This window comes from Psychromonas arctica DSM 14288 (assembly GCF_000482725.1).
In the GTDB taxonomy this organism is placed as follows: Bacteria; Pseudomonadota; Gammaproteobacteria; order Enterobacterales; family Psychromonadaceae; genus Psychromonas; species Psychromonas arctica.
Genome location: NZ_AXWP01000041.1, coordinates 1 through 15,688 on the forward strand (window position 1 = coordinate 1; position 15,688 = coordinate 15,688).

The 15,688-nt window shown below is 37.3% G+C and carries 13 protein-coding genes and 2 pseudogenes; 8 read left to right on the plus strand and 7 right to left on the minus strand.

Features of this window, described 5'->3' with window-relative positions; translation table 11 throughout:
- Nucleotides 1-532: 532 nt before the first annotated feature.
- Both ppnP and H592_RS0106555 read right to left on the minus strand, forming a co-directional pair.
- Nucleotides 533-820 (minus strand): pyrimidine/purine nucleoside phosphorylase, encoded by a 288-nt coding sequence (ppnP, locus tag H592_RS0106550; RefSeq protein WP_028868065.1) that lies wholly within the window; start codon nt 818-820, stop codon nt 533-535.
- 70 nt (nt 821-890) lie between these two features.
- Nucleotides 891-2,801, minus strand: coding sequence for an ABC transporter ATP-binding protein (locus H592_RS0106555; protein WP_028868066.1), 1,911 nt, complete (start codon nt 2,799-2,801; stop codon nt 891-893).
- Nucleotides 2,802-2,936: 135 nt separating this feature from the next.
- Between H592_RS0106555 and H592_RS0106560 the strand changes: the two genes are divergently transcribed.
- Both H592_RS0106560 and H592_RS0106565 read left to right on the plus strand, forming a co-directional pair.
- Entirely contained in the window at nt 2,937-3,161 is a 225-nt protein-coding gene (locus H592_RS0106560) for a YheV family putative zinc ribbon protein (protein WP_028868067.1), read from the plus strand.
- A 12-nt stretch (nt 3,162-3,173) separates the two neighbouring features.
- Nucleotides 3,174-3,662, plus strand: a complete 489-nt coding sequence (locus tag H592_RS0106565) for an FKBP-type peptidyl-prolyl cis-trans isomerase (RefSeq protein WP_028868068.1) — start codon at nt 3,174-3,176, stop codon at nt 3,660-3,662.
- 440 nt (nt 3,663-4,102) lie between these two features.
- On the opposite strand, the gene H592_RS0106570 is transcribed toward H592_RS0106565, so the two are convergent.
- The 3 genes from H592_RS0106570 to bioH form a co-directional block, all read right to left on the minus strand.
- Entirely contained in the window at nt 4,103-4,516 is a 414-nt protein-coding gene (locus tag H592_RS0106570; protein ID WP_028868069.1) for a hypothetical protein, read from the minus strand.
- An 11-nt stretch (nt 4,517-4,527) separates the two neighbouring features.
- Nucleotides 4,528-4,782: a hypothetical protein gene (locus H592_RS0106575; protein ID WP_028868070.1), complete on the minus strand. Its 255-nt coding sequence runs from the start codon at nt 4,780-4,782 to the stop codon at nt 4,528-4,530.
- Between the two features lie 74 nt (nt 4,783-4,856).
- The gene (gene bioH / locus H592_RS0106580) at nt 4,857-5,714 is read right to left on the minus strand and encodes a pimeloyl-ACP methyl ester esterase BioH (protein ID WP_245600376.1); all 858 of its coding nucleotides are present in this window, start codon (nt 5,712-5,714) and stop codon (nt 4,857-4,859) included.
- 29 nt (nt 5,715-5,743) lie between these two features.
- Here bioH and H592_RS0106585 point away from each other — a divergent pair, with 29 nt between their 5' ends.
- A complete protein-coding gene (locus tag H592_RS0106585) occupies nt 5,744-6,505 on the plus strand; it encodes a ComFC family protein (RefSeq protein WP_051369048.1) in 762 nt (253 codons plus the stop codon).
- 172 nt (nt 6,506-6,677) lie between these two features.
- Nucleotides 6,678-7,259 (plus strand): Fe-S biogenesis protein NfuA, encoded by a 582-nt coding sequence (nfuA, locus tag H592_RS0106590; RefSeq protein WP_028868073.1) that lies wholly within the window; start codon nt 6,678-6,680, stop codon nt 7,257-7,259.
- Between the two features lie 3 nt (nt 7,260-7,262).
- Here the strand turns inward: nfuA and yjeH are convergent, their stop codons facing one another.
- A complete protein-coding gene (gene yjeH, locus H592_RS0106595) occupies nt 7,263-8,537 on the minus strand; it encodes an L-methionine/branched-chain amino acid transporter (protein ID WP_028868074.1) in 1,275 nt (424 codons plus the stop codon).
- Nucleotides 8,538-9,180: 643 nt separating this feature from the next.
- On the opposite strand from yjeH, the gene H592_RS0106600 reads away from it, so the two are divergent.
- Nucleotides 9,181-10,929, plus strand: a complete 1,749-nt coding sequence (locus H592_RS0106600; protein ID WP_028868075.1) for a DEAD/DEAH box helicase — start codon at nt 9,181-9,183, stop codon at nt 10,927-10,929.
- 483 nt (nt 10,930-11,412) lie between these two features.
- On the opposite strand, the gene glmU is transcribed toward H592_RS0106600, so the two are convergent.
- The gene (gene glmU, locus H592_RS0106605) at nt 11,413-12,771 is read right to left on the minus strand and encodes a bifunctional UDP-N-acetylglucosamine diphosphorylase/glucosamine-1-phosphate N-acetyltransferase GlmU (protein WP_028868076.1); all 1,359 of its coding nucleotides are present in this window, start codon (nt 12,769-12,771) and stop codon (nt 11,413-11,415) included.
- A gap of 367 nt (nt 12,772-13,138) precedes the next feature.
- Here glmU and H592_RS21655 point away from each other — a divergent pair.
- The 3 genes and pseudogenes from H592_RS21655 to H592_RS21660 all read left to right on the plus strand — a co-directional run.
- Nucleotides 13,139-13,576: pseudogene (locus H592_RS21655) on the plus strand (2-oxoglutarate and iron-dependent oxygenase domain-containing protein); the annotation flags it as partial.
- A 73-nt stretch (nt 13,577-13,649) separates the two neighbouring features.
- Nucleotides 13,650-14,786: an ISAs1 family transposase gene (locus H592_RS0106615; protein ID WP_028868077.1), complete on the plus strand. Its 1,137-nt coding sequence runs from the start codon at nt 13,650-13,652 to the stop codon at nt 14,784-14,786.
- A 7-nt stretch (nt 14,787-14,793) separates the two neighbouring features.
- Nucleotides 14,794-15,216 (plus strand): annotated as a pseudogene (locus H592_RS21660) (2OG-Fe(II) oxygenase family protein); the annotation flags it as partial.
- Between the last annotated feature and the right edge of the window lie 472 nt (nt 15,217-15,688).

Consider the following 15,688-nt stretch of genomic DNA (forward strand, 5'->3'; position numbering starts at 1 on the left):
TTTTTTGAAATCACATCAACAACAAGTGCTCACACAGATTGTTTGATTAAATTGTTAAAGAGCGTGCCTTTCGGCTAGGCGGCGTATAATACGCGCCTTTCGAACATTGTCAACGTTTTAATTTAACTTAATTTCGAAGCGAACTACGAAGTGTTAATACGTTAAAAACTATTCTCAAACTCGCTGGGTAACTTGCGTTCCGTCCCGTGTCTGTGGATGCGCATTATAGGGATCTTGAAAAGGTAAGCAAGCGTTTTATTATGATTATTTGCAATAAAGTGACTGAGTGGCTAATTAAACAACAAAGAGCGTGTTTTTCATGCAAATGATGATGATTTGAGGTTAAAAAGTGATAGTTATTTGTATTATATTGCACTTAATATCTAAACTTTATTATCTATAAATACTAATATAACTATAAATAGTGCGTTTTTATCTACTGTAATAATAGTAAAACTCATATTTTAAGGCCTTTCACTTACATGAAAGGCCTTAGCGCCTATTAATTCAGTTTATTGTTCTAATGTAGACGTTATGCTTTGTATAAACAAAGATAAGCAGTTTGCACAACAACTTTAACATCAAAGCTTGAATTTGCTTCTACTTCAAATGTTTCACCTGCTTTATAAGTTTTCCATTCAGTTGTATCTGCTAAACGTACTGTTAGGCTACCACTTACTACTGTCATGTATTCATAGGCACTAGTACCAAATGTGTATTCACCAACTTCCATCACACCTACTGTTGCAGGTAATGTTTCGCTTTGGAATGCGATTGATTTAACGTTACCATCGAAATATTCATTTGCTTCAAAACTCATTTTAATCCCTTCTTATTTAATTTATTGGCGAATCATTGCGCACAGAGTATGGCTAAGCTCCACCTAAAACTCAAGCTTCGAATTCAGATTGCAGGGTTTCAATTTGCTCCTGTGCTTCCATCCATAACATTTCAGTTTCTTCCAATTGCTCTTTTACTTCGCCTTGCTCTTTTAACAGATCCGTTAATTGTTTTTTATTTTCTTGCTCATAAAGCGAACTATCACTTAGCAGCTCTTCAATCTCAGCTAAACGCCCGGAATATTTATCCATTTTCTTTTCCGAATCCGTTAATTGCTTTTTAAAAGGTGTTAATTTTTTACGAAATTCAGCCTCTAATCTTTTTTGATCTTTACGATTAGCACTCACCGAGGCCACTTTATCTACGCCTTGAGCAGCTTGTTTCTCAATACGTTGTTGGTCTGACAACCATTGATGATAATCATCTAAATCACCAGCAAAGGGTTCCACTTTTTTATCGTGCACTAAATAAAGGTCATCAATTGTAGTACGTAGTAAATGTCTATCATGCGAGACCACAACCATCGCACCTTCAAAGGCTTGTAATGCGACAGTCAAAGCATGACGCATTTCTAAATCAAGATGGTTGGTTGGTTCATCGAGTAATAATAAATTTGGTTTTTGCCACACTAATAACGCTAAAACTAAACGCGCTTTCTCTCCGCCAGAAAACGGAGCTACAATATCAAAGGCTTTATCTCCTTGAAAACCAAAACTACCTAAGAAATTACGTAATGGTAGTTCTTTCTCATCAGGAGCTAAACGCGATAAATGCTGCATCGGGCTTTCGTCTAGATGTAAAAACTCTAATTGATGCTGTGCAAAGTAACCAATTTTAGCATTGGTGTTTATCTCAATCTTACCTGACTTAGGTTGAAGTTGATTTGAAAGCAATTTTACTAAAGTTGATTTACCTGCACCATTACGACCTAATAAGCCGATACGACTCCCTGGCACTAAGTTTAATTTTATTTCATCAAGAATTAATAAGTCTTCGTAACCCGCACTGACTTTTTCTAATGTTAATAATGGCATTGGTAAGGCTTCTGGCTCTCGAAATGAAAAACTAAATTGATTATCGATATGCGCAGGTAAGAGCGTTTCCATTTTTTCGAGTGCTTTGATACGACTTTGTGCTTGCTTTGCTTTGTTTGCTTTATAACGAAAACGATCAATATAGCTTTGCATATGATCCATTTGCGCTTGTTGTTTTTCGTAGGTGGATTGTTGCTGTGTTAATTTTTCAGCACGTTGACGCTCAAAACTCGTGTAGTTACCGGTATATTCAAATAATTTATTTTGTTCAATGTGAATGATTTTATCGACAATACTGTCAATAAAATCTCGGTCATGAGAAATAAGTATTAATGTACCTTGATATTGATGTAACCACTTTTCAAGCCAAATCACTGCATCTAAGTCAAGATGGTTGGTTGGTTCATCGAGTAATAGCAAGTCAGATGGACAAAGCAGTGCTTGTGCCAAATTTAAGCGCATACGCCAACCACCAGAAAAATCACTAACGGCTCTGCCTTGTGCTTGCTCACTGAACCCTAAACCCGCTAACAATTCTGCAGCACGAGACTCAATAGTATAACCGCCTGCATTATCTAGTAAAATATGCATTTCAGCTATTTTGGTGCCGTTATCTTCCGCTTCTGCTTGCCTTAACTTTGCTTGTAGAGCGCGAAACTGATGATCACCATCAATCACATACTGTAATGCATTGGTATCTAAAGCTGGTGTTTCCTGTGCCACACTGGCGAGTCGCCAGTGATGAGGAATCGCTAATTCACCCGCATCAACTTGGTGTTCTTGTTTTAATAAAGTAAAGAAACTCGATTTACCACAACCGTTTGCCCCCACTAGGCCAACCTTCTGTTTTGGGTTGATTGTCGCGCTGGCATTTTCAAGTAAAGCTTTTCCGCCACGGATGAATTCAATATTAGTAGCAACAATCATAATTTCAGGGTCTCAGTCGGGATCAGATAAATTAATCCCTGATGATAACGAACTTTACAAAGTTGAGCCATAACTACTGAAAATGAACATCGATTTGTTTATCATGACGTACTTATTATTATTTGTGATGTTTATATGCCTGTATCTAAAAATAAAAAACGCTTCATCGCTGGAGCAGAATGCCCACAATGTAAGACTATTGACAGTATTGCTTTGACACTGGAAAATGCAGTTGAGACTTTAACTTGCGTCGCTTGTGATTACACACAAACACAAACGCCTAGTCAGGCTAAATCAGCAACACGTCAATTTGAACAAATAATTGGTGTTTTTGATCCATCAGAACCCGATAAAGAATAGAGAGAAATAACAATGAAAATTGAAAAAAATTCAGTAGTTGCAATCCACTTTGGTGTTGCAGAAGTTGACGGTAATGCCCTTGATAGCACTGAAAACGGTAGCCCACTTGAGTTTATTCAAGGTGCACAATATTTAGTACCTGGTTTAGAAAAGGAATTAGAAGGTAAAGAAGTGGGTTACAAATTTGATGTTAAATTAGAAGCTGAAGATGCTTACGGCCCTTTTCAAGAAGAATTAGTTCAAGAAGTACCTCGTACTTTATTTGAAGGTGTTGATGAAATTGAAGTAGGTATGTCATTTCAAGCAGAAACTGAGCAAGGTCCTCGTACTGTAGAAGTAACTGGCGTCACTGAAGAAAATGTAAGTATCGATGCGAACCATCCTCTAGCAGGTATGGCATTACAATTTGTAGGTGAAGTTGTTTCTGTGCGTGCAGCAACTGATGAAGAAATTTCACATGGTCATATCCATTCAGCTGAAGGCTGTGGACATGCTCACTAAATAGGTTGATTAATCTTTCACTTGAGAAAGCATTAACAACAAAACAGGCCGCATCAATATGCGGCCTGTTTTATACCAATTCCATTAATTTAATGATCAAATATTACGCTATAAAAAGGAGCTAGTTTAAGGCAAAAATAGTTCCTTTTAACCAGTAAGATTGTTCTGTTAGCAAGCGGAGTTGGTATTCTCCCCCAATAACAGTTATTTACTACATTATTTCAGATAATCTCTGATGATTTTAGACTAGCGCGACTTTATGGCATTACTTGGCATGATAACAGCTTTGGATTAGAATTATTTTAGGCAGAAATAACATTGGAAAAGCATGATTTTTATATTTTTTAAAAACAGCAAATTCACTTCATATCCAAAAACTTATAAGTACTTATTATACAGATAGCTCGATTGTTCATACCAACATTCTCCAATCACCTCAGCTAAATATTATAATCTACCGTTGGTTCTGGAAAGGGAGAAACAGCATCACTGTATTTTGCTTGGATCACTGAAATCACCTGTTTGTAATCTGAGATCCCTTCTAGTTTCACGGATACTTTATCCATTTCACGATGCGAAAGCTTTAATTTACTAGAGAAGAAAAAGTCACGTCTTTGATTAAAAGCACCTGAATGCCTTTGTTGTTTGGAGTCTGGGTGCTCTTTTTGGATAATTTGACTAGATTGATGAGCGACTTGTTCTCGCTCTTGTTGAGATCGCATTTTAGCATAAGCGTGCGTCTCTTCAGTTTTTGGAATAGCTGTTTGTAATTGATTTTGACGATGTAAGGTTTCTGCGGCTTGTGGGAAAGGAGCCGCAACGATAGGAGGAAGTTGAACATTTACATTAACCATAGTGGTTAAGGTTAGACAGACACATCAATTAGTGAACCAACCATTTCATCAGCAGTAGTAATCACTTTTGCAGAAGCTTGAGCTTGAATTTCAGCTAACTTCATATTGATCACTTCAACCGTCACAGGCTCTGATGAGTAACTGCTATTTACTGTGCTTTCGGGATTGACTGATTGATTGGCAATCTTTTCACTAGATTCAGTGATTTGCTGTGATGCTTGATTCAAGCCATACAACCCTGACGAAAATGCTGAATTTATTTCCATAAATAACTCCTAAACAATGGTAACACTTCCATTATGTCTATTTTTTATACAAAAATAAAGCTTATATTGAATAGCTAACCTTCAATAAAGTCGATCACGACACGCTGAAAACGTGCTGGCTCACTAATAAATGGAGCATGTGAGGAGTGTTCAAATATAACTTGCTGATTAGCAGGGTATAATTTAATTAACTCAGGCATATTAGCAATCGGCACCAAACTATCCAACTGCCCAAATAAACTTAAACATGGCATGCTTAATTGGCTAAATGATTCTCGTAAATCGACATTGTTTAATAAGTCCAAGCCTGCAATTAATGCTTTTTGTTTGGGTTGCGGTTGTTCCGCTAATAAATTTTTAATCGTAGCGATATCATTTTTGACGGTCACACTGCCCATCGCCTGTAAGGATAAAAATCGATTTAATGTTTTTTGAGGCTGTGTAATTACCCCTGCTTTAAAACGCTCAAAAACCACTTTTTTTACTCCTAACCAACTATCTTGTTCAACAAATTTTATCGCGGCACAAACCTGAATCAACTTTTCAACTCTATCCGGATGATGATGAGCAACATAAGTTGCAATCAAGCCACCTAAAGACCACCCACACCAAACGGCATGTTCAGGTAATTTTTTTAAAATAGTCTGTGCAATACTAGCTAACGAATAGTCAGGAATTTCGGGCTGTTTTCCAAACCCAGGTAAATCAACTAAATGTACACAATAATGCTGGCTTAGTTGCTCTGCTATGAGTAACCAAATAGCACTGTTTACACCCCAACCATGAATTAATACTAGGTTTTTTCCTTTCCCCATTGTTTGATAACAAGGCGAATCAATTTCTGAGTCACTTATTTGTTGCTTATTTTGCAGGCTGCTTTGATGATTATTTTGTTGATTCTCTTGATCGTCACTTTGCTGTTCTATACTCACCGTAACCTCATTTAATAATAGGGTGTGATTTGAAAAATATTCTGCATTACGTTTATCAACATAGCCAAACATTACTCGAAGCTTGTTTACCAAGCCATTGTTTATTGTGTCACCTACCAAGCAAACAGTCACTCATTTGTCAGTGTTGTTATGATGCAATATTAACGGAGAGACCTTGTTGCTTACATTGTGGTTGTGGACTAAACAGTTCACAGGCCTATTGTGGTGAATGCTTAAAACATCCCTTTAGTTTTCAACAATTACATGCCATTGCTGGCTATCAAGCCCCCTTTCCGAAATTAATAAAGCAATTAAAATATAATGGTCAAATATTATATGCTGATTTACTAGGATTGTTACTGGCTCATTCAATACAGAGTCGCTATAACCAACAACAACTGCAAAGTATTGATTATATTATTGCAGTTCCGCTTCACATCAAAAAACATAGGAGCAGGGGCTTTAATCAAGCACAGTTAATTAAAGATGCGTTAATTAAGCACTTACCGATGCTGACACTTTGCCAGCAAACACTCAGCGGTCAATTGATTATCCGTAATAAATTCACGACGGCACAAGAAGGTTTATCTAGAAAGCAGCGTCAGTATAATTTAAACAATGCTTTTTCATTAACGACTGAAGCAGGGGTAAACTTTCAAGGGAAAAATATTGTACTTATTGACGATGTTGTCACTACAGGCGCAACCATAAATAGCTTATGTCAGTGTTTATTAGCGGCGAATGTAAAAACAATTGATGTCTGGTGCATTTGTCGTACTGAGTTAACATAAATAGGTTAATACCTATAAATATCAATGCGTAATAGTCAGTAACGATAGAGATATGATGACCTTAATTCCAGTCCTCACTTTATTATTTGCTGCAATTTCACTCTTTGCTTTATTATTGCATTCAAATCTCGCTATAATGTCCTAGTAAATTACTCAAGCATAAAGGTTGAACATGATCGAAATTACTCCAGTTGCACAAGCACATTTTGCAAAACTACTAGCGCCACAAAAAGAAGGCACTAACATCCGAGTGTTTGTTATCAACCCAGGCACACCTAAAGCAGAATGTGGTGTATCTTACTGCCCACCGGAAGCAGTTGAAGCTAGCGATACACGTTTAAGTTTTGAAAGTTTTGATGCATTAGTTGATGAAGTTAGCTTACCTTATCTTGAAGATGCATTTGTAGACCTAGTTGAGGAAGATGCAGGTACGCAACTAACACTGAAAGCACCAAATGCAAAAATGCGTAAAGTGAAAGATGACGCTCCATTACTAGAGCGCGTTGAATATGTTATCCAGGTACAAATCAATCCACAATTAGCAAGCCATGGCGGTTTTATAAAGCTCATTGAAATCACTGCCGATAATGTTGCCGTGATTGAATTTGGCGGTGGCTGTAATGGTTGTTCTCAAGTAGATTTAACCTTAAAAGAAGGTATCGAAAAAGAATTACTTGAAGAGTTCTCAGGTGAGCTTAATGCAGTACGAGATGTAACTGAACATGCTCAAGGCGATCACTCTTTCTATAAGTAGCGCCTAACTTGTTTTAATACGGTTATTTGATGGATAGATAACCGTATAATATCCCCCTAAGATTGTTATCAGTATCACTGCAAACAACATCTCTTTACCCAACCCTAGAAATAAAACAAAGCAAGTCACGCTTGCGACCACTGCAATCCATCGACTTTTACCCGGTAATAATTGAATACCCGCCAATCCCGCAGCAAAATAAATTAAAATAAACAATCCATTCGCATAAGCAATTAAGTTATCAATCGCTAAATCAATAAAATAACTGATAAGCAGCATGACAAAACACAGCATTACCGCAAAAGCTAACCCGCCATAAGCAACATGATGTTGATTCAAACGCGTAAAAGCATCATGTATTTGCTGTTGTTTACCCATACTTTGTAATAAACGAGAAAATCCAACAAAATATAAACTCACTGAAATAAAGCAAGTACAAAATCCTGCTAAGTTCACTAATATATAACCTTTATGACCTAAACTCGCCTCAACTAGATGAACCACCGAATTTAAATTATTTTCCTGACCGCCATAAAACCCAGTCTGTAACAAGCTAATACTAATCAACCCATAAACCACTAAAGCAATAGTGATACCAATAAAAATAGTGAGGGGAAAATCTCGTTGAGGATGTTCAAAGTCATCGGCAATGTGAGTAATCGCTTCAATACCTAAAAAACACCACAGGATAAAAGTGGCCGCGAAGGCAATGTTGCCGACGTTAAACTCAGTAACTGGTAATGCTAAAGAATGATGTAACTGGCTATCAATAGAAGCAAATAATAAAGTGCTAACAATCAGGACACTTAACACGGTTTGAATAATAGCCGCAGTTTTTAGGCCAAAGAGATTAATGACCAAAACAAGTAGCAACATAACGATCGCAATCAACAATCTAAAATCAGTACCGCTAGTCAATAAATGCAAGGCTATTAACGCATTCTGTAAAAAGTTAGCGGCGGTCATCGTGATCACGGGTGTACCCAATGCGACTACCCAGATGAATAACCAACTAACTAGCCGACCACTTCGCTCTCCAAAGGCTTGCTGAACATAATAAGCAGTGCCGCCAGCATGAGGATATAATTTACCTAATTGAGCAAATGTAAATACTATCGGTACAATTAGAATTCCCATTATCGCCCAAGCTAATAATGACCAACTACCCGCAACGTTTGCCGCTATAGCAGGAATAATAAAAACACCAGAGCCTAACAACGCCGATACTAATAAACCCACACCCTGTAATACTGATAATTTATGTGTTGTTAATGCCACTATATCTCCTTACTACACAATACAAATAAAGTTAACCGCTATACAAACAGTTAGATCAATCTAAGTAATTATCTAGTCATTTATTTATCCTGATTGATATAACACTAAATATGACGTTAACGTTTACGCAGAAAAACGCTTCGACTTAAGTAGTTAATTAACGTAAAAATATTTCCTTTACGAAATTAACCACCTAGAAGCGGGTAGTTTTAGCAATAAAATGTTCGACTATTTACAGTGATTACTCTTAGCGATCAAAAAAGTAGTTTAGCATTGCTTTTACCTTCACAACCTAGCGATAAGTAATTAAATGAAATAAAAATCAAGCAACCATCTAAATATAGAAACCACAAGTCAATTATTGGGTTTCTCCCCCATCACAACGGTTAATTTACAAAAAACGTGCGGTTTGTCAAAATAAAGCGGGCATTTTATAAACAAATACAGTAGAATGCGCCTCCCTCGCAGAAGGATCCATCTAACGCGAAGCAGAATATTCAGAGTAAACCTACTACGCGGTTGATTTCGCGAAAATTAATGGACACGTTTTACAGCATCTAACTTGTTAGGCTGATGTAGGAATAGGCTGAATTTAACGTACATTCGAGCAATGTACAGATTTTTATAAACTCATGAGGCCACTATGTCAGAGTCAGAAAACCAACAAGTAGAACAAGCAGTCGGACCAACCTTTAAAGAATTAAACTTACCAGAAGCATTAGTGCAAGTTGTATCAGAAATGGGTTACGAAACACCATCTCCTATCCAAGCACAATGTATTCCACACCTATTAAATGGTTTAGACGTATTAGGTCTAGCACAAACAGGTACTGGTAAAACAGGTGCATTTGCACTGCCTTTATTAGCAAACATTGATATCAGCAAAAACCATCCACAAGTATTGGTATTAGCGCCAACACGTGAATTAGCGATTCAAGTAGCAGAAGCATTTCAATCGTATTCTCGTCACATGCGTGGTTTCCACGTTATGCCTATTTACGGTGGTCAAAGCTACAACATCCAGTTCAAGCAATTAACACGTGGTCCACACGTTGTTGTTGGTACGCCTGGTCGTATTATGGATCACTTAAAACGTAAAACATTAGATTTATCAAACCTAAAAACATTAGTACTTGATGAAGCAGATGAAATGTTACGTATGGGTTTCATTGATGATGTTGAAACGATCATGAAAGAGATGCCAGAGAAGCACCAAACTGCGCTTTTCTCTGCAACGATGCCGGATCAAATTAAACGCATTACTAAGCGTTACATGAACAACCCAATAGAAGTTAAGATCAAAGCAAAAACATCTACGGTTTCAAACATTGAACAAAAATGTTGGATTGTACGTGGTGTTAACAAGCTAGATGCATTAACACGTATGTTAGAAACTGAAGATTTTGACGGCGTGATCATCTTTGCTCGTACTAAAACAGCAACTGTTGAATTAGCAGAACGTTTAGAAGCTCGCGGTTACCGCAGTGCTGCACTAAATGGCGACATGAACCAACAAACACGTGAGCGTACTATTGCACGCCTTAAGTCTGGTGGTTTAGATATCTTAGTAGCAACGGACGTTGCTGCACGTGGTCTTGATGTGGAACGTATCAGCCTAGTAGTTAACTACGATATCCCAACAGATACTGAATCTTATGTTCACCGTATCGGTCGTACTGGTCGTGCTGGCCGTACTGGTAAAGCAATCTTATTTGCTGCACCTCGCGAACGTCGTTTATTACAAGCGATTGAACGTGCTACGCGTCAACCAATTACCATTATGGACTTACCAACACGTGATGAAGTAACACAAACACGTATTGATAACTTCCAAAAAACATTATTTACAACGTGTGAAAGTGAAGATCTAAGTTTCTTCCGCACTTTGTTTGAGCAAATTAAAAACAACACTGAAATCGATGAATCTGATATTGGTGCAGCATTGTTATTGATGGCTCAAAAAGAAAAACCATTACAACCGGTTGAAGAAAAGTTTGTAGAGCCGCGTAGCAATGAGCGTAATGAACGCAGTGATCGTGGTGACCGCCCTCGTCGTGACCGTAACGATCGCAATGAGCGCCCTCGTGGCGATCGCCCAGACCGTAATGACCGTGCACGTAGCGAAGATAAACCTCGTGGCCGTGGACGTCCAACTGACGTTGAACTTGAAATGTTCCGTTTAGATGTAGGTCGTGAGCATGGTGTTCAAGTTAAAAACATCGTTGGTGCAATTGCAAATGAAGCAAATATCAATAGTCGCTTCATTGGTGATATTCGTTTAAACGATGACCACTCTACTATTGAATTACCAAAAGGTATGCCGGAAGAAACGCTTTCACACTTAAGAAGTGTACAAGTATGTAAACGTCCGCTAAATCTTAAAAAGTGCTAATCTAATTAGTCACTAAATCAAGGAGGCTAACGCCTCCTTTTTTGTACCTATTATTTAATATTTCAAGATATTACTAGCATCGAAAACGGCACATCCATTTTTACTTTCCTTCACCTACCCAATAACAACTACTCAACTGTTTGAAATAACGGATTGCTCGATTGTAAACTCGGTAAAAGAAAATCGTTAAAGCATTCAAAGCCATTCATTTACTTTGGCTAATAAAGTCATTGCTACTGAAGGTAAGCGTTTTCGTACATTCAGCACATGCACTTATAAGGTTGATCAGATACCGAATACCTCAAGATACTAACTACCTTAATATACGATGACCTCAATATAAAAGCCTCCATCAAAAATCGGCAATAAAAAAGGCCGATAATTTACATTATCGACCTACTTGATGGATGCTTATTTATCGCAAATAAATGACTTTAAGATTAAGTATCAAGACCCACATTTCAAAGCTTTAGCCATTAAACATTACTTTTTAACTGGGCGTTTCCAACCTTCAATATTACGTTGTTTAGTGCGAGAAATGCATAAGGCATTATCAGGTACATCACTTACAACGGTTGTACCCGCTCCTGTTGTTGCGCCATTACCAATAGTTACCGGTGCAACAATCTGGCAATCACTACCAACAAATACATCATCACCAATGATGGTTTGGTGTTTATTCACACCATCATAGTTACACGTAATAACACCTGCACCAATGTTAACGCCACTGCCTACTTTACTATCGCCAATATAACTTAAATGACCGCATTTAGTACCTTCGCCTAATGTAGACTTCTTAACTTCAACAAAATTACCGATATGCACATCATTTGCAATAACAGTATCTGGACGTAATCGTGCAAATGGACCAATTGATGCACCTGCACCAATACTTGCACCTTCAATAATAGAGTTTGCTTTAATTTCTGTATTATCAGCAATCTCACAGTTTTTCAGAATACAGCCCGCACCAATTTTAACGCCATAACCTAACTTAACTTTACCTTCTATGATCACGTTAATATCGATATCAACATCTTGACCACAAGTTAATTCGCCACGTAAATCAAAACGAGTTGGATCACGCAACATAACACCATCTAATAATAATTTATTAGCATTCTCAAGTTGAAAAGCACGTTCTAAATTAGCAAGCTGTAGACGGTTATTGACACCTTCAACTTCAAATGCATTTTCAGGCTGAACCGTTTCAATAGAACATCCTTCTTGATGAGCCATTTTAATGATATCAGTGAGGTAGTATTCACCGGCAGCATTATCGTTAGATAAAGCAGGTAACCAACGATTCAAATCATTAGCATTTGCCACTAAAATGCCAGTGTTCACTTCTTTAATCGCTAACTGAGCAGCATTTGAGTCTTTCTGCTCAACAATACCTATCACTTTGCCGTTAGCTCTTTCAATTCGTCCATACCCTGTTGGATCATCAAGCTCGATGGTTAACAAGCCAATACCACCTTCAGGTTGTACAGAGACTAATTTTTCTAATGTGGTCGCTGATAGGAGAGGTACATCACCATATACGATTAATATTTTTTCATCCGCTTTAAAATGTGGCTGTGCCATTTGCATCGCATGCCCAGTGCCTAATTGCTCTGTTTGCTCAATCCAATTTAAACAACTGTCAGCAATATTCTGTTGCATGATGTCGCCACCATGTCCGTATATTAAGTGTATATTTTCAGAACCAATGCCTTTCACAGTGTCGATAACATGTTGCACCATGGGTTTATCTGCAATTTTATGTAATACCTTAGGTAAAAGAGAGCGCATACGGGTACCTTTACCCGCAGCAAGAATAACAACACTTAAAGACATAGTGAGACCTTAATATAGAGATTGATAAAAGGTTCATTTTAGCGGATTTTTTGATAAGAACGTATAAGAAAATACTGATCTCGATATTTTGGTAAACATAACCATAAAAAAATATCCGATTAATATCATTTTAATTAAGTATTCTTCATTTTTTGTAATTTTCACCGCCTGAGATGCAACGATGAAATGCATAGATATAGAAAAGGCAACCTTGATGGTGTTTACTATTAAGGTTAATAAGCTTTTTCTAATGTTTCTTTTGTGCTCTACAGCATACTTCAAACTTACGAATATTATTTGCACCTAGATTCGCATATTAAAGTGTTGTTAAAATATGAAATTACTACTTAAAACATAAGACAAAAATATGAAACTTGAAGCCATAGATTACAATGCTGAAAATGCGCAACAATTGTTTGTTGAATCCCTTCGTAATACAGGGTTTGGTGTATTAAAAAATCATCCTATCCAACAACAAATAGTGAGGTCTATTTACGACAATTGGCAGCAGTTTTTTAACTCTCAAGATAAAGTCGACTTTCGTTTCAATGCAGAGACTCAAGACGGGTTTTTCCCAGCTGAAGTTTCAGAAACGGCAAAGGGAAATACAAAAAAAGATATTAAAGAATATTTTCATTATTATCCTTGGGGGCAATGTCCTGAACAATTAAAAACTGAACTTCAAAATTATTATCAACAAGCGGGTAACCTTGCTGCTGAGCTATTGAGTTGGGTAGAGAATAATTCACCAACTGAAGTCTCACAATTATTCACACAACCGCTTCCAGATATCACGGCAAGATCATTATAAATTGAACTTATTATCCAAGTAGCGATCAGATCACCATATACTAACAATTAGCTATTTGGTGATAATAATGAGCGCTACCTTTTTGAAATACTTCAACTCCATCTCAGACCCTCGTATTGAGCGATGTAAGAAACATAATTTACTCGATATTCTTTTATTAGCTATTAGTGCCGTTATGTCCGGATCTGAAGGTTGGGAGGATATTGAGAATTTCGGGCGCATAAAGCTTGATTGGCTTCGTCAATATCGGCCTTTTGAAGCAGGGATACCTCGGCATGACACTATTGCGCGTGTTATTTGTCGTTTAAAGGCAGATGAAATAGAACAAGCCTTTAAATCGTGGATATCTTCACTTGTGGAAACGACTGGTTGCGATGTTATTGCTGTTGATGGTAAGACCGCAAGACGTTCTTTTTCAACGAAAGATAGAAAGAATGCACTTCACACAGTGAGTGCTTGGAGTTGTCAGCATCAACTTGTTTTAGGTCAAGTTGCCGTTGATGCTAAAACCAATGAAATCACTGCTATCCCTGAATTGTTGAACATGCTTGACATAGAAAATAGCATTATTACTCTTGATGCGATGGGCTGCCAAAAAGAAATAGCAAAGCAGATAATTGAGCAAAAAGCTGACTATATCCTAGCCCTAAAAGGTAACCACTCTGGTATGCAAAGTGAGCTAGAAGCTTGGTGGCATAAAGTTCAACGAGAAGGTTTTACAGAAGATAATTACGCTGAATATACTGCAACAGACAGTGGCCATGGACGTATAGAAACAAGAACCTGCCAGCAGATCCTCATTGATAAAAAATGGTTAGATAAAAAACACCAATGGGTTGGACTGAAAAGCATTATTAAAATCACCTCTGATGTATACGAAAAATCCACAGGAAAAGAGACAACAGAAACCCGCTGGTACATTAGCTCATTAAACTTAAATGCAGATCAAAGCTTATATGCAGTCCGCAATCATTGGCAAGTTGAAAGTATGCACTGGATGTTAGATATGACATTTAGAGAAGATGAGTCTAGGATTCATAAGGGGCGAGGTCCACTTGCATTTAATGTAATGAGAAAAATAGCGATGGGCTTATTTAAACAAGATAAAAGCAAATCAGCGAGTATGGCTGCAAAGAAAAAGATGGCAACGCTCGATGATGGCTATCGCTCAGTCCTGGTAGAATCAGGAATTAAAATGCGCTAGCCGTGTTCCAGATATGATTAAAGATAATCAACAGACATTATTGAGAATACTCCATTATCCTCCATTAAAAGGAGATGAAGAGCTAGGTGCGATTAGAGCAGGTGCCCATGAAGATATTAATTTACTGACTATTCTTCCTGCATCTAATGAACCTGGGCTACAGGTAAAAAGCATAGAAGGTGAGTGGTTAGATGTACCATCTGATTTCGGTAATTTAATTGTTAATATCGGCGATATGCTACAGGAAGCGTCAGGAGGGTATTATCCGTCAACAACTCATCGTGTTATTAATCCTGATGGCGCAGACAAAACTAAGTCTCGAATTTCATTACCCCTTTTTCTTCATCCAAAACCAGAAGTTGTTCTATCAGATAATTACACTGCGGATCAATACTTAAAGGAACGCCTAAGAGAGCTTGGTGTTATTTAAAAATTTGACGCTGGAGCTAAATGTGCTCCAGCATCAGGGGCTGAAAACTTACCAATAGACATTTATAATCAATATGATTCAGAAGTCGCCTTAGGTGGCGTAGATTTGTAGAGAAAAAAGATCTAGTAGGTTGTTATACCAATCACACTAATTAACTGATCTATTTTACTTGTTAAAATAACTTATTTTTTCGTTGTAAATTTCGTAAAGGGGACAACCATTTAGCTAAATTTACGCCTTAAACTAAGTCATTTTTCCTGCGCAAAATTTAGATCACTTATTTAATGTAATCGGTATAAAATATAGCAATTTTTGATGCTGATATTATAACAACCTTGCCCAAATTCATCGCTATCTTAAATGAGATGATAGTTATAAACTTATCGAATATTTGACAAGAATTTTTGTAACCTTACGTGGTTTGTTACCTTACCAAAAATATTTTCTGGAATATCATCAACTAATAAAACAC

Bases quoted from the DNA above. Each gene is read 5' to 3' on its own strand.
- H592_RS0106570 (WP_028868069.1), bottom strand. From the start codon at position 4,516: ATGGTTAATGTAAATGTTCAACTTCCTCCTATCGTTGCGGCTCCTTTC.
- nfuA (WP_028868073.1), top strand. From the start codon at position 6,678: ATGATCGAAATTACTCCAGTTGCACAAGCACATTTTGCAAAACTACTA.
- ppnP (WP_028868065.1), bottom strand. From the start codon at position 820: ATGAGTTTTGAAGCAAATGAATATTTCGATGGTAACGTTAAATCAATC.
- H592_RS0106615 (WP_028868077.1), top strand. From the start codon at position 13,650: ATGAGCGCTACCTTTTTGAAATACTTCAACTCCATCTCAGACCCTCGT.
- H592_RS0106555 (WP_028868066.1), bottom strand. From the start codon at position 2,801: ATGATTGTTGCTACTAATATTGAATTCATCCGTGGCGGAAAAGCTTTA.
- H592_RS0106600 (WP_028868075.1), top strand. From the start codon at position 9,181: ATGTCAGAGTCAGAAAACCAACAAGTAGAACAAGCAGTCGGACCAACC.
- H592_RS0106575 (WP_028868070.1), bottom strand. From the start codon at position 4,782: ATGGAAATAAATTCAGCATTTTCGTCAGGGTTGTATGGCTTGAATCAA.
- glmU (WP_028868076.1), bottom strand. From the start codon at position 12,771: ATGTCTTTAAGTGTTGTTATTCTTGCTGCGGGTAAAGGTACCCGTATG.
- H592_RS0106565 (WP_028868068.1), top strand. From the start codon at position 3,174: ATGAAAATTGAAAAAAATTCAGTAGTTGCAATCCACTTTGGTGTTGCA.
- H592_RS0106560 (WP_028868067.1), top strand. From the start codon at position 2,937: ATGCCTGTATCTAAAAATAAAAAACGCTTCATCGCTGGAGCAGAATGC.